Source organism: Microbacterium aurantiacum (assembly GCF_040532595.1).
GTDB classification, from domain to species: domain Bacteria; phylum Actinomycetota; class Actinomycetes; order Actinomycetales; family Microbacteriaceae; genus Microbacterium; species Microbacterium chocolatum_B.
Genome location: NZ_JBEVYX010000002.1, coordinates 268,597 through 282,227, shown reverse-complemented (window position 1 = coordinate 282,227; position 13,631 = coordinate 268,597). Strand labels below are relative to the sequence as shown.

12 protein-coding genes and 2 tRNA genes are annotated in these 13,631 nt (G+C 69.6%); 4 read left to right on the top strand and 10 right to left on the bottom strand.

From position 1 onward, the window contains the following. Window positions 1–18 precede the first annotated feature (18 nt). Window positions 19–1,257: a beta-ketoacyl-[acyl-carrier-protein] synthase family protein gene (locus ABXJ56_RS13600; RefSeq protein ID WP_354000271.1), complete on the top strand. Its 1,239-nt coding sequence runs from the start codon at window positions 19–21 to the stop codon at window positions 1,255–1,257. Window positions 1,258–1,444: 187 nt separating this feature from the next. Here ABXJ56_RS13600 and ABXJ56_RS13595 read toward each other — a convergent pair whose 3' ends face one another. Together ABXJ56_RS13595 and ABXJ56_RS13590 are read right to left on the bottom strand one after the other, a co-directional pair. Continuing rightward, a complete protein-coding gene (locus ABXJ56_RS13595) occupies window positions 1,445–1,948 on the bottom strand; it encodes a DUF3145 domain-containing protein (protein ID WP_354000270.1) in 504 nt (167 codons plus the stop codon). A gap of 147 nt (window positions 1,949–2,095) precedes the next feature. Further along, complete coding sequence (locus ABXJ56_RS13590) at window positions 2,096–2,869, bottom strand: hypothetical protein (RefSeq protein ID WP_354000269.1); 774 nt, start codon at window positions 2,867–2,869, stop codon at window positions 2,096–2,098. 162 nt (window positions 2,870–3,031) lie between these two features. On the opposite strand from ABXJ56_RS13590, the gene ABXJ56_RS13585 reads away from it, so the two are divergent. Further along, complete coding sequence (locus ABXJ56_RS13585; RefSeq protein WP_354000268.1) at window positions 3,032–5,038, top strand: DUF262 domain-containing protein; 2,007 nt, start codon at window positions 3,032–3,034, stop codon at window positions 5,036–5,038. A gap of 14 nt (window positions 5,039–5,052) precedes the next feature. Further along, window positions 5,053–5,126 (top strand) — tRNA-Ile (locus ABXJ56_RS13580). Between the two features lie 4 nt (window positions 5,127–5,130). Here ABXJ56_RS13580 and ABXJ56_RS13575 read toward each other — a convergent pair. Then, window positions 5,131–6,207: a DMT family transporter gene (locus ABXJ56_RS13575; protein ID WP_354000267.1), complete on the bottom strand. Its 1,077-nt coding sequence runs from the start codon at window positions 6,205–6,207 to the stop codon at window positions 5,131–5,133. A 42-nt stretch (window positions 6,208–6,249) separates the two neighbouring features. Between ABXJ56_RS13575 and def the strand changes: the two genes are divergently transcribed. Further along, window positions 6,250–6,816 carry a peptide deformylase gene (def, locus tag ABXJ56_RS13570; protein ID WP_354000266.1) on the top strand — a complete coding sequence of 189 codons (567 nt, stop codon included), beginning with the start codon at window positions 6,250–6,252 and terminating at the stop codon, window positions 6,814–6,816. Window positions 6,817–6,887: 71 nt separating this feature from the next. Here the strand turns inward: def and ABXJ56_RS13565 are convergent. The 7 genes from ABXJ56_RS13565 to ABXJ56_RS13535 all read right to left on the bottom strand — a co-directional run bounded on the left by ABXJ56_RS13565 (window position 6,888) and on the right by ABXJ56_RS13535 (window position 13,616). Next, window positions 6,888–6,960, bottom strand: a tRNA-Asn gene (locus tag ABXJ56_RS13565). 61 nt (window positions 6,961–7,021) lie between these two features. Continuing rightward, window positions 7,022–7,810 carry an ATP-binding cassette domain-containing protein gene (locus ABXJ56_RS13560; RefSeq protein ID WP_354000265.1) on the bottom strand — a complete coding sequence of 263 codons (789 nt, stop codon included), beginning with the start codon at window positions 7,808–7,810 and terminating at the stop codon, window positions 7,022–7,024. Between the two features lie 44 nt (window positions 7,811–7,854). Beyond that, entirely contained in the window at window positions 7,855–9,708 is a 1,854-nt protein-coding gene (gene dnaG / locus ABXJ56_RS13555) for a DNA primase (protein WP_354000264.1), read from the bottom strand. Next, window positions 9,708–11,045, bottom strand: a complete 1,338-nt coding sequence (locus ABXJ56_RS13550) for a deoxyguanosinetriphosphate triphosphohydrolase (protein WP_354000263.1) — start codon at window positions 11,043–11,045, stop codon at window positions 9,708–9,710. Before ABXJ56_RS13550 ends, dnaG begins: the two co-directional genes overlap by 1 nt. Next, a complete protein-coding gene (dusB, locus tag ABXJ56_RS13545; protein ID WP_354000262.1) occupies window positions 11,038–12,207 on the bottom strand; it encodes a tRNA dihydrouridine synthase DusB in 1,170 nt (389 codons plus the stop codon). Before dusB ends, ABXJ56_RS13550 begins: the two co-directional genes overlap by 8 nt. A 54-nt stretch (window positions 12,208–12,261) precedes the next feature. After that, entirely contained in the window at window positions 12,262–12,942 is a 681-nt protein-coding gene (locus tag ABXJ56_RS13540) for a DsbA family oxidoreductase (protein WP_354000261.1), read from the bottom strand. A 29-nt stretch (window positions 12,943–12,971) separates the two neighbouring features. Further along, on the bottom strand, window positions 12,972–13,616 hold the full coding sequence (locus tag ABXJ56_RS13535) for a hypothetical protein (protein WP_354000260.1): 645 nt from the start codon (window positions 13,614–13,616) through the stop codon (window positions 12,972–12,974). Window positions 13,617–13,631: the final 15 nt, after the last annotated feature.

Here is a 13,631-nt window from a genome sequence, read left to right as displayed (position 1 = left end):
GTGAGGATTCCCATACCCATGAGCACCCCCCGCATCGTCGTCACCGGCATCGGAGCCACGTCGCCCATCGGCGCCACCGCACAGGAGAGCTGGGATGCTCTTCTGGACGGCGCCAGCGGAGCCCGGACCCTCGAGTACGACTGGGTGGAGAAGTATCAGCTCCCGGTGACGTTCGCCGCTCAGGCGAAGGTGCGCCCGGACACCATCCTGCCCCGTCCCGTCTCCAAGCGCCTGGACCCGGCATCGCAGTTCGCGATGGTGGCCGCCCAGGAGGCATGGGAGGACGCCGGTGCTCCGGATGTCGCGCCGGAGCGACTCGGTGTCGACTTCGCGACCGGCATCGGTGGCGTGTGGACCCTGCTCGACGCCTGGGATGTCCTCCGGGAGAAGGGGCCGCGTCGGGTGATGCCGATGACCGTGCCCATGCTCATGCCGAACGCCGCCGCGGGCAACCTATCGCTGCACTTCGGCGCGCGCGCCTACGCACGCACCGTGGCCAGCGCCTGCGCCTCCAGCACGGAGTCGATCGTCAACGCGGTCGAGCACCTCCGTGCGGGGCTCGCGGACGTGGTCATCGCGGGAGGAACCGAATCCGCCATCCACCCGATCACCATCGCCTCGTTCGCTTCGATGCAGGCGCTCTCGCGGCGCAACGACGATCCCGCGACCGCTTCGCGACCCGGCAGCGTCGACCGGGACGGGTTCGTCATGGGCGAGGGTGCGGCGGTCCTGATCCTCGAGACCGAAGAGCACGCGCGTGCGCGCGGCGCGAAGATCTATGCCGCCGTCGTCGGCGGCGGTGTGACGGCGGATTCCTACCACATCACCGCGAATGACCCCGAGGGTCACGGCGCGGCTCGCGCCGTCGAGATGGCTCTGGCGATGGCGGATGCCTCCCCCGACGACATCACGCACATCAACGCCCACGCCACGTCCACGCCGGTCGGCGATCCCAATGAGTACCAGGCCCTGAAGGCCGTCCTCGGTGACCGCGTCGACGAGATCCCCGTGTCGGCGACGAAGGCCTCGACAGGTCACTTGCTCGGCGGGACCGGCGCTCTGGAGGCCATGTTCACGATCCTCGCCATTCGCGACCGCGTTGCTCCGCCGACCATCAACATCACGACGCAGGATCCCGAGGTGCCGTTCCGCATCTCCGGCGAGACGCAGTCGCTCGGATCGGGGCCCCAGCTCGCGATCAGCAACTCCTTCGGGTTCGGCGGGCACAACGCCGTGGCCGCGTTCACGACTGTCTGACACGGTGACGATCGAAAGGCCCCGCGCGCTGCGCGGGGCCTTTCGTCTGAGAAGCCGATTCGCTCTCCCGCCTCCCGGGTATCCTCTCCGGGATTCGGTACGCGCGCCTCGTCTCCTACGTCCGTGCAGCGATCCCTTCCTCGTCGATCGCTGCAGGTTGAGGAGCAGGCCGTGGCCCGCCGCGAAATCAGCCGACCTTGTGCAACCACACCACCGGCGCGTCGTCGCCGGCGTGGCGGAAAGGTTCGAGTTCCTCGTCCCATGCTGCGCCGAGCGCGACGTCGAGCTCGCGCTGCAGCTCGCGCGGATCGCCGGCGGCGACGTCCATGGCGTAGCGGATCCGGTCCTCGGCCACGACGATATTGCCCGCAGAGTCGGTCTGAGCGTAGTGGATTCCGAGGCCCGGGGTATGCAGCCAACGCCCGCCGTCGCTTCGAGGAGAGGGGTCCTCGCTCACCTCGAAGCGCAGGTGCTCCCACCCGCGGATCGCCGTCGCCAGGGCTGCGCCGGTGCCGGCGGGTCCCTCCCAGTAGTGCTCGGTGCGGCGACTGCCGGCGAGGATGGGCTGATCCGCCCACTCGAAGGAGAGTGGGCGGCCGAACACTCGGCCCACCGCCCACTCCAGGTGCGGGCACAACGCCCGCGGCGCGGAGTGGACGTAGATCACTCCGCGCGTCTGTGCTGTCGCCATCTTTGCTCCGATCGTCAGGTGCGTCTTCCCCAACGACCTGACCGGACCACGGCGTGTGCTATTCGATTCTCCCGCCATTATTACTGAGGGGTCGGGGAATCACAAGGCTGTGATTCCCCGACCCCTCAGTGCGTGACGGATCGGTGCTCAGGCCTCGCTCATCGCCTGAACCTCGGCCTTGCCCTTCGCGGCGTAGTAGGCCGCCCGCGCGGCATCGCGCCGCGCCTGCTCGGCCTGGCCGGCGTCGAGCACGTCCTGAGGGACGTCGACGTACTCGGTCGTCGGTCGCCCGTGGTACTTCTCGATGAAGGCGTCGAGCTCGGGACCCGAGGTCCACGAGGTGATCAGGCAGTAGCGGGGCTCGTCGCCGTCGTGGTGGACCGCGTGCCACAGACGCTGCGTGTCCACGATGAGCTGAGCCCCCGCAGGCAGCGCCACTCGATACTCGATGCTCGGGTCGGTGCGGTTCTCGCGCAGCACGAAGTAGCTGGTCTTGTCGTCGGTGAGGTTGAAGAAGCCTCGGACGACCCACCCCGTGCCATCGGGGTTCAGGCGGTTGTTGTCATCCTGGTGAAGGTTGTAGAGAGCATCGGCGTACGAATTGGGCTGGAGTTCGATGATCCGGCAGCGTCCGACGTTGGCGCCCGGCTCCTGCGCGCGCGCCGTCAGAGTCGGGGCCTTCTCCATCTGAGAGGGGATCCAGACCCCGTCCTTGTCGGTACGCGGCGGCGTGTGATTCCAGAAGCCGTTGCACTCGATCTCGCCCTTCGCGGATGCGATCGGCGCGAAGCGCGTGTCGCCGGAGGACTTCCAGTCCACGTACTCGACTTCCAGCCACTCTTTCGGATCGATCTCGCGATCGTAGCTGTCGAGGACGACGAAGCCGGTCTCCTCGAGAGCGGCAGACTTGATGTAACCCATGGGGTGCCTTTCGTCAGCGGGCCAGCGAAGTTTTTACAGGCCCAACTGAGGCAAGCCTACTCCGGCCGTCGTCGGGGCCTCAGGGCGGGAGGGGCGCGCCGCGTAGAATTGTGCGGGTGCGCCGAGCGGCGCCACCGGTGCGGAAAGGGTGAGATTGAGCTGATGGTGACAGCCACCAATGTCGAGGCGACCGCGGTCAACACCATCGGATGGCTCTCCTCCGGCACGCGCTCGATCGTCGTTCCCGTCTACCAGCGGCAGTACCGCTGGGACATCGGGGCGTGCGAACAGCTGCTGGGCGACATCCGAGCCGTCGCGGATCTGGACGATTCCCGGATGCACTTCCTCGGGTCGGTGCTGTCCTCGGGCGGAACCGAGGACGGTGACCTGGTCCTCATCGACGGCCAGCAGAGACTCACCACGCTCATGCTGCTCGCCGCGGCGCTGCTGCACACGGTGCGCGAAGACGACGACTCCCTGGTCGCGGCCCTGACGACCCTGCTCGTCTCACCGTCCGATGCCCGCCGCACCCGCCTGCGACCGCACCGTGCGTGGGCGGAGAAGTTCGAAGCCGTCGTGTTCGACAAGGCGGAACGCGGCGCGGACTCACGCTTCGCCGACAACTACGCCTTCTTCCGCAGTCAGATCAGTCCGACCGAGGCGCCACGCATCTGGCGAGGACTGCAGAAGCTGGAGCACGTCGCGATTACGCTCGGCCGGGGTGCGAACGCCCAGCAGATCTTCGAGAGCCTCAACTCGACCGGTGAGCCGCTCCGCGATCACGAACTCATCCACAACTACGTGCTCATGGGACTCACGCACGCCGAGCAGCGCGAGATCGAAGAGCAGTTCTGGCTCCCGATCGAGGCGAACACCGGAGAGGCGATCGCCGCGTTCTGGCGGCACTACCTCGTTCAGCGCACCGGTCGCGAGATCGCCCCGGGGCAACGCGCCGTGTACGACGTCTTCCGCCAGCTGTTCCCACGCCTCGACATCCACGCGCTTCGCGACCTCGCCGAGGAATGGCGCGTGTACTCGGAGCTCTATCGCGCGCTGCTCTCGCCGCAGACGCACGCGCGTGCACCCCTCGCCTCCCGGCTGCGGGGCCTGTCGGTCTTCGGTTCCGCTCTGCATCCTCTGCTCCTGCGGGCCCTCTACGACCACCGACGCGGGGTGACCTCCGAGGAGGATCTGAGCGACACGCTGCAGCTCGCCGAGACGCTTTCGCTCCGTCGAGCCGTCGTCGGCGTGTCGATGGATCGCATCGTCCCGCGCCTGTGTCGCGCGCGCGAGGAAGGCCACGTGGCGCTGCGCACGGCGATCGCGCGCGTCACCCCGTCGGACGAGCGGGTCCGCGTGGCGTTGAAGTTCTCGCCCCTCCCCCACGCGGCCTTCGTCCTGGGGCGACTTGCGGGCCTTACCGCCCCCGAAGGGTACGACGTCGATCACATCGCCCCTGTCGTCCCGGGCGAGGCCTGGACGGGCGGGGACGGACGCATCTGGAGCACCTTCAGCGAGGACGAGCAGAACAGCCACCGTGCTCTGTCGGAGACGCTCGGCAACCTCGTCCTGCTCGAGGAGGAGCGAGCTGCGACGGCGTTCGACGCCGCATTCCCCGTCAAGCGCGACCTCTATGCCGGCAGCGCGGTTCCGCAGACACGCGACGTCGCAGACGCGCCGGTCTGGAACACCGCCGCGGTGTCCGCGCGGTCCACGCTGCTCGCGGACGCCTTCGTCCGCACCTGGGCGCGGCCCGACCTCGGTCCGATCGACGATGACGGGCTGACACCGATCCTCGACGCGGTGCGCCGTCGCGGGTGGCCGCGAGGCTGGCAGCGGGAGTGGTCCTACGTCGAGTACCGCGGAGAGCACTGGGAGGTGCCGGACGCCCGGTACCTGTTCAATCGGATCTTCAAGCGCCTCTGGGCAGACGCGCGATCGTCGGTGGTCTCCTTCAGCGAGCGCAACGGCGGACCGGTCTACACCGAAGCCTCCTGGACCGGCGACTGGGATTCCCTGGACCAGGACCACCACCTCTACATGGGGTGGGACTACAGCTACATGCTCGGCGCGGTGCAGGGCGTCCTGGAGGAAGCCGGGTTCGCCCCCGAGGTGTTCGTGAAGTACTCCTACATCGGTGAGGCCATGCAGGAGATCGCCGGGCGGTAGGCTCGACGGTGCAGGGGGCGGTGGCCAAGCTGGTCAAGGCAGCGGGCTCATAACCCGACGATCGTGGGTTCAAGTCCCACCCGCCCTACCGATCAGGTTCGGTCGGGGTCGTCCGCGGGATCCTTCACCGGCGGCTCCGGCCACACCTTCGACACGACCTCCGTGACGCGGATGGAACCGGTCGACGGCGCCGGTTCCCCGCCGCTCCCGCGCGGGATCGGCAGCTCCTGGGAATCGCTGATGATCTGCGGATGATGGCGTGCCAGCTGGATCACGCCCCAGACGGCGACGGCCCCGACGACGCCGAACCCGATGTAGGCCCACAGAGGCGCCCCGACGGCTTCGCGGAGCACGAACAGCCCGATGAGCACCGCGACGATCGGATCGATCACGGTGAGACCCGCGATCACGAGGTCCGGTGGGCCGGAGGAGTACGCGGTCTGCACGAAGTACGCGCCCACGGCGGTGCCGATCAGAAGGGCCGCGAGCGCGGTGAAGGTCAGCCACTCGACGTTCCCGGCCTGCAGCCGCGTGATGACCGTCTTGGCGAGGGTGGCGACGAAGCCGTAGATGATGCCCGCCGCCATGATGTAGAAGAGCGCTCCGATCCGGGCGCGCAACCACACCCACAGCGCCGCGAAGACGACGGTGACGACAGCCATGATCACCAGGATCGTGACGACCTGCCCGTCCGTGACCGGCTTCTCGGTGGCGAACAGCGCGGCGATCGTGACGAAGACGAAGATGCCGCCGACACAGGCGGCGATGGCCACGAGTGAGCGCCTGGTCGGTCGGTGCCCGCTGATCTGGGCGTTCAGGAGAGTCGTGATCACCAGCGCGATCGCCCCCAGAGGCTGGACCACGATCAGCGGGGCGAAGGACAGTGCCGCCAGCTGGCACACGATGGCGAGTCCGAGCATGACGGTGCCGAGCACCCATGACGGCCGCGCAAGGAGCTTCGCGACGTGTGATCCGGACAGCCCCTGACGGGCCGCCGTCCCGCTCAGCTGTTCGACCTTGGTCACGCCGCGGTGCTGGTACTGCGCGCCGAAGGACATGAACACGGCGCCGAGGAGCGCGAGCGGGATGCCGATCAGGATGCCGGGATTCTGGAACGCACCGACGAGGGTCTCGCCGTATTCCTCGAGTTCGTTCGCCGTCCAGATCACGTAACGACATTAGCCGCGCACCCCGCTCGGTAGGCTCAAGGCGTGGCCGTTCTGCCGATTCGCATCATGGGTGACCCCGTCCTCCACGCTCCCGCCGCGCCCGTCGAGAGCATCGACGACGGCGTCCGGGCTCTCGTGACGGACATGTACGAGACGATGGACGCGGCGCCCGGGGTGGGGCTTGCGGCGCCGCAGGTCGGCGTGGGCCTGCGCATCTTCACGTACTCGTACGAGGACGATGACGGCCATCCGTGGCGCGGCGTCCTGATCAACCCCGAACTGTGGATGACGCCGACCGAGCCGGGGCATCCGGATCCGGACGACGAATCCGAGGGATGTCTGTCGTTCCCGGGCGAGCGTTTCCCCCTGCGGCGCGCCGACCGGGCCGTGGCCACGGGCATCGACCTCGAGGGTGCGCCCGTCCGCATCGAGGTCGAGGGATGGCGCGCACGGATCCTCCAGCACGAGTTCGACCATCTTAACGGTGTGCTCTACGTCGACCGGCTCGACGACGGCGATGCGCGGATCGTGGCAAAGATCGCGCGCAAGCGCGGGTGGGGCCGCCCGGGCCGATCGTGGATGCCGGGTGTCGACGACCTCGACGCCTGAGAACGAGGAAAGCCCGGGGTGGAAGCCCGGGCCTTCGATGAGAGCCACGTCAGATCAACGTGGGATTCTCGCTCCCCGGCTTGGACTCGAACCAAGAACCTATCGGTTAACAGCCGATTGCTCTGCCAATTGAGCTACCGAGGAATATGCCCGCCGCAGCAGGCAACCCGACCATCCTAGCAACACTCGGAGGGTGGTCGTGAACTCAGGGCGAAACCGGACTCCGCGTGTCGCCCTCGTCGGGCGTCCACAGCAGTCCCTCGGAGCCGTGCCCGTACGCGACGGGGTGTCCCCCGCGAAGGACCAGGACGTCCGTGTCGAGGTCCTCGATGACGTCGGCGTCGTTGGAGACGATGATCGCCGAGAGCCCGTAGTCCTTCTGCCGGTCGAGGATGGCGTCCTTGGCCGCTCGCCGGACCTCGACGTCGAGGTTGGCGAACGGCTCGTCCGCGATGAGGACCTTGGGCTGGAGCACCAGTGCCCGGGCGAAGGCCACCCGCTGACGCATTCCCGCGCTCAGCTCGTACGGATACTTCGCGGCCGCGCCCAGCGGAAGCATGAGCTCGTCCAGGAGGGCCGCGACCCGCACGGCGAGCGCGCGCTGGTTCACGCGTCGATCCCGAGAGGTGATGGGTTCGCCGATGACCTCGGAGACGGTGAGCCGCGCGGGCAGTCGGGCACCCGCCGCCTGCGGCAGATGGGCGGCGACATAGGTGAGGACGCGCCGGGAGCGGCCGGGACGGCGCACCGAGATGCCCTCCACCTCGGCATCGCCGCCGTCGATCGACAGGCCCGACGTCTCGATCCCCGAGAGCGCAGTGGCCAGGCTCGACTTCCCCGATCCCGTCGGCCCCATGACGGTGAGGGAGGCCGCCCGTGGGAGGACGAACGAGACGCCGTCCACGACGCGCTGCGAGGGCACGCCCCGGGACGATCGCGCGACGGACAGGTCGGAGCAGCGGATCGCGGTGTCGGTCTCGCGGGGTCGGGCCATCGTGCCATCATGCCCGAGGCCGGTGAACCGGCCAAAGGCGCCCGTCACTCCTCCGCCTGCATACGCTCCCGCTCGGCGTCGATCTCTCGGAGACGGATGCGGATGCTGCGGCCACCGTCGGAGTCGGGGGCGACGCGCTGGATCGCACCGAGGAGCTCGTGCTTCTCCGCTTCCAGCGCGCGCATCACCAGCCGCCTGCTGAGGTCGGTGGCCGACGCCACAGCCTCATCGTCGTTCTGAGCCGGGAAGTTCGCCGCCAGGAGTTCGGCGCCGAGCCCCCGATAGGGCTCGCGGACGTTGCCGATCGCGTCGGCGGCCCACCCGGGCCGGGAGAGGTCCTCGGCGCCCGCGACGGCCTGGCGCACCGCGTCGAGTCCCGGATGCCGGAACGGCAGGCTGATCGCGCGCGAGACGATCGCGGCATCCATGCGATGACCGAACTGCAGGACGCCCATCAGCGCGTCTCGTTCCATCGCCACATCCCGCGTCCGCGGAAGCGTCGCGAGCGTCGGTCGCAGGACGTCCCCCGTCGGCTCGCCCGCCGGCGCGGATGCGGCATCCGTGCGGGGCGGGTCGCCCGCAGCGCGCCCCGCACGCGCCACTTCTCGGCGCACGTCCTCGGTGTCCATGCCCAGGCGTCGCGCGAGGACGCGGACGTACTCGGGTTGCAGGAGCGGGTCGCGCAGATCGGCGACCACCGGGGCGGCCACGCGGAGGGCGCCCACCCGGCCCTCGACCGACGCGAGATCGAAACCGTCGATCCGCTGCCCTATCACGAACTCGACCATGGGTGCTTTGGTCGTGACCATGGCGCGGACGGCGCCGTCGCCGCGCTGGAGTCGGAGGTCGCACGGATCGAGGCCCTCGGGCCCGGTCGCAACGTAGGTCTGGGCGTTGAACCGCTTCGCATCCGCGAAGGCGCGGAGGGCGGCCTTCTGTCCGGCGGCATCCGGGTCGAAGGTGAAGATCACCTCTCCCGCGGCGGAATCGTCACCCATCACGCGTCGGAGAACCGAGATGTGGTCGGCTCCGAAGGCGGTGCCGCAGGTCGCGATCGCGGTGGTGATGCCCGCGAGGTGGCAGGCCATCACATCCGTGTAGCCCTCCACCACCACCACTCGGTGCTCGCGGGAGATGTCCCGCTTGGCGAGGTCCAGTCCGTACAGGACGTTCGCCTTGCGGTACACAGCGGTCTCAGGGGTGTTCAGGTACTTCGGGCCGTTGTCGTCGTCGTGGAGGCGTCGCGCGCCGAAGCCGATGACCTGACCCGTGACGTCGCGGATCGGCCAGACGACGCGGCCGCGGAATCGGTCGTACACGCCCCGCTGGCCCTGGGAGACCAGCCCCGCGGCGGAGAGCTCGTCATCGCGGAAGCCCTTCTCCCGCAGGGCGGTGAGGACGCCGGACCAGCCTCGCGGGGCGTACCCGACGCCGAAATGCGCGGCGGCGCCGGCATCGAAGCCCCGCTCGCCCAGAAACCGGCGGGCGATCTCCGCCTCTCCCGTGGAGAGCTGCGCTCGGAAGTACTCCGCGGCGGCGGCGTTGGCGGCGTACAGTCGCGTCCGACCGGTCGTATCGGGAGCCGCTCCCCCGTCCTCGTAGTGCAGGGCGTAGCCGATGCGGCCGGCAAGCTTCTCGACCGCTTCCGAGAAGGAGAGATGGTCCATGCGGCGGAGGAAGGAGTACACATCGCCGGACTCGCCGCATCCGAAGCAATGGTAGAAGCCCGCCTGGGGGCGGACGTTGAAGCTGGGGCTCCGCTCGTCGTGGAAGGGACACAGGCCCTTCATCGATCCGACCCCGGCCGGGCGCAGGGCGACGCGCTCGCCGATGATGTCGGCGATGTCGGTGCGCGACTTGACCTCCTCGACATCGGCCTGCCGGATGCGGCCCGCCATCACCGTCCTCCGTCGAGCGCGGGGGTCGCGAGCGGAGACCACAGGCCGACCGATGCCGGATCCACGTCGCCCACGAGACGGGTATGCCAGGCGATCGCGAGCTGGTCGGTGAGGCTCGCGACCTGGTCGACGATGACGCGGCGACGCGCGTCATCCGTCTCCGCCGCGGCGAAGTCCTCCCGATGGACGGCGTCGAGCTCTCCGGGGGCATCCCACAGAGCGCCCGCCAGACGCTTCAGGAGCCGTCGCTGTTCCTTGTAGAGCTCCTTGCGTCCGTCGATCGACACGACAAACGCCCCGATGATGCCCTTGAGGACGGCCATCTCCGCTTCGACCACGCGGGGCACCACGACGTGCGCCCGGTAGCGGGTGAGTTCGCGCTCGGGCGCGGCGGTGCGGGTCGCCGCCGTCGCGGCGCGGGCGAATCGGCCGATGAGGTCGGACGTGAGGTTCTTCAGACGTGCGGAGGAGGCCCGCGTCCCGTCGAAATCCTGGACCCACTCCGGCAGGCGCATCAGGCGGAACAGCGCGTCCTCGAGCTCGTCGCGGGCGAAGTCGTACCCGACCCAGCTCTGCACGGCCGTCAGGAGCGCCTCGTGCTCAACGGGGTCCGCGAGTCGCGCGGGATCGAGATACCCGTTGACGATCGCGTCCTCGAAGTCGTGCACCGAGTAGGCGATGTCGTCGGAGAGGTCCATCACCTCCGCCTCGATGCACCGCACACGACCGGGTGCGCCCTCGCGCATCCAGCGGAACACCTCTTCGTCCTCGGGGTAGACGCCGAACTTGAGTCGACCGCCGGGGTCGGGCAGCGGCTGGTCCACCGTCCAGGGGTACTTGCAGGCGGCGTCCAGGCTCGCCCGGGTGAGGTTCAGGCCGTGGCTGCGGCCGTCCTCGGCGATGACCTTGGGCTCCAGCCGGGTGAGGATGCGGAGCGTCTGCGCGTTGCCCTCGAACCCGCCGAAGGGCTCGGCCCAGTCGTTGAGAGCGCGCTCGCCGTTGTGACCGAACGGCGGGTGGCCGAGGTCGTGGCTGAGGCACGCGGTGTCGACCACGTCGGGCGACAGCTGCAGGGCCGTGGCCAGTTCGCGACCGACCTGCGCGACCTCCAGCGAGTGTGTGAGGCGATTGCGTGCGAAGTCCACCGGACTCGCCGGGCTGAGCACCTGGGTCTTGGCGGCGAGGCGGCGGAGAGCTGCCGAGTGCAGCACGCGCGCGCGGTCGCGGGCGAAGCCGTCGCGCTGCGAGCGATGCCGCTCCGGGTGGAATCGTTCGGCGTCCGCGGCGATGTACCCGCTCGGCGGGCCTGCCGCCGTACCCGACTGCGCGTCACCCACCGCTGTGATCCGTCTCGGCTTCGGCGAGCGCCGTGGAGGCCGCGCCGGTCAGGTCGCGCGACTCCAGCCAGCCCTCCGGGAGGGCGGGGCGCTTCGGTGTGCCCGCTCGCCCCCGCTGGCCCTCCGCGGCGGCGCCCGGGTAGGGCGCCTCCAGATCGAGCAGCGCCAGCAGTTCGTCGATCTCGTCGAGCGAAGAGACGGTCGCGAGGCGTGCGCGGACGTCTCCGCCCACCGGATACCCCTTGAAGTACCAGGCGACGTGCTTGCGGATGTCGCGGCACCCGCGCTGCTCGTCCTCGAAGAACTCCGTGAGCAGCTCCGCGTGTCGACGGAAGGCGGCGGCGACGAAGCGCAGGTTCGCGTCCACCGGCGCACCGGCATCCGGCGCCCCCAGGGCGCGCGCGAGGTCGCCGAAGAGCCAGGGGCGACCGAGGCATCCGCGCCCGACCACGACACCGTCGCACCCGGTCTCCGCCATCATCCGCACGGCATCCTCGGCCGACCAGATGTCGCCGTTCCCGAGGACGGGGACGGAGGCGACGGCGGACTTCAGTTCGCGGATGGCCGTCCAGTCGGCGTGCCCGGAGTAGAACTCGGAGGCCGTGCGTGCGTGCAGGGCGATCGACGCGACCCCCGCGCCTTCGGCGATCCGGCCCGCCTCGAGGTAGGTGAGGTGGTCGGGATCGATCCCCTTGCGCATCTTCACCGTCAGGGGAACGGCGCCGGCCGCGCGCACAGCGCGCTCGACGATCTCACGGAACAGCCCCAGCTTCCAGGGGAGCGCCGCTCCCCCGCCCTTCCGGGTGACCTTGGGCACGGGGCATCCGAAGTTCAGATCGATGTGGTCGGCGCGATCCTCTTCGACGAGCAGTCGGACGGCTGCTTCCACGGTCGCGGGGTCCACGCCGTAGAGCTGGATCGAGCGCGGGGTCTCGGACTCGTGGTGCGTGATGAGACGCATCGTGGTGGCGTTGCGTTCGACGAGAGCCCGGGAGGTGATCATCTCGCTCACATACAGACCCGCGCCGTACTCGCGGCAGAGCCGTCGGAACGCTGTGTTGGTGATCCCCGCCATCGGAGCGAGGACGACGGGCGCATCCAGGGCGATCGGCCCGATGCGCAGCGTGCTCGGGGACGCGGTCGCAATACTCACGGGCCCCATTCTCCCAGGTCGGCGGAGGGTCGCGTCACCGGCTCGCGCCCCGTGTGGACACTCTCACGGAGTCGGGACGACCTCGTCGGAACGCTCATCCCGCACCCGACGGAGGATCTGGGCGAATCCGTCCGCGGGCTGTGCTCCGGCCACGCCGTACTTCTCGTCGATCACGAAGAACGGTACGGCGGTGATCCCGTAGGCGACCGCCTGTGCCTTGTCGGCGGCGACGGCGGGCGCGAATCGACCCGAGCGGAGCGCGTCCGCTGCGGCGGAGGCGTCCAGACCCGCTTCGCCGGCGAGGGCCGCGAGCTCGTCGATGCGGCCGAGATGACGCCCCTCGGTGAAGTAGGCAGCCATGAGACGCTCGGCAACCTCCCCCTGTCGCCCCTGTTCCCGTGCGAAGTGCAGCAGCTCGTGGGCTTTGAGGGTGTTCGTGTGGCGGAGGATGTCGAAGCGGTACTCGAGTCCGGCCTCGGCCGCCATCGCGCCGACACGGTCGAGCATCTGCTGGGCCTGCTCCTCGGACACGCCGCGGTGGGCGGTCAGGTACTCGACCTCACCCCCGTCGAAGTCCTCGGGGGTATCGGGTGAGAGCTCGTACGAATGGAACACGACCTCGACCGCGGGGGCATCCTGGTCTTCCGCGACCTGGGCGATGCCGGTCTCGAGGTTGCGCTTGCCGATGTAGCACCACGGGCAGGCGATGTCGCTCCACACGTCGATTCTGATGGGTTCCGTCACCCTCGTCCGAACGTCCGGACGGCATCGGACTATTCCCCGTCGACGGATATCGCGCGCCGGGACAGCAGCGCGGCCGCGAGGAAGCACAGCGCGCCCAGGAGCGTCCCCGCGTCCGCCGCGTGCGCGTCCAGAAGGGTTCGGGTGGACGGCACGACGAACGCGCCGACGGCGGACACCGCGAAGAACACCGACCCGGCGGCGTTCAGCCAGGTGCCGTGCCACGTGCGGGCCAGCGGGTCCCACAGCTCGTGGCGGCGCGCGGCGGCGACCAGGGCCAGGGCGCTCGAGACGAGGAAGAGGACAGAGCCCCCGGCATCCGGTCGCCACCCCGCTGCCGGATCGACCGTCCCGGTTGCCGCGGCGACGAGGACGGCGGTGGTGCTGATGTTGAAGAGGATCGTGCCGACGAACTGGGTCGCCGCCGACCACCAGTCGGCGGCGGGCGCACCGTGCAGGGCTTTCTCGGGGGGACGCCTCCCGCTGAGCGCGAGCTGGATGAAGGCGGCGGCGGTGAAGAACACCGAGCCGATGACGAATGTGAGGGCGCCGCCGGTCGGCCCGACCGCCTGCGCGTAGCCGGGCACGGCGCCGATGGCGAAGAAGAGCGACCCGACGGCGAACCCCCACGCCTCGCGCCGGAGCCGCTGCGAGCGCCTTCGCGGCGGGGCGGTCACGGTGACTCGCGGCCC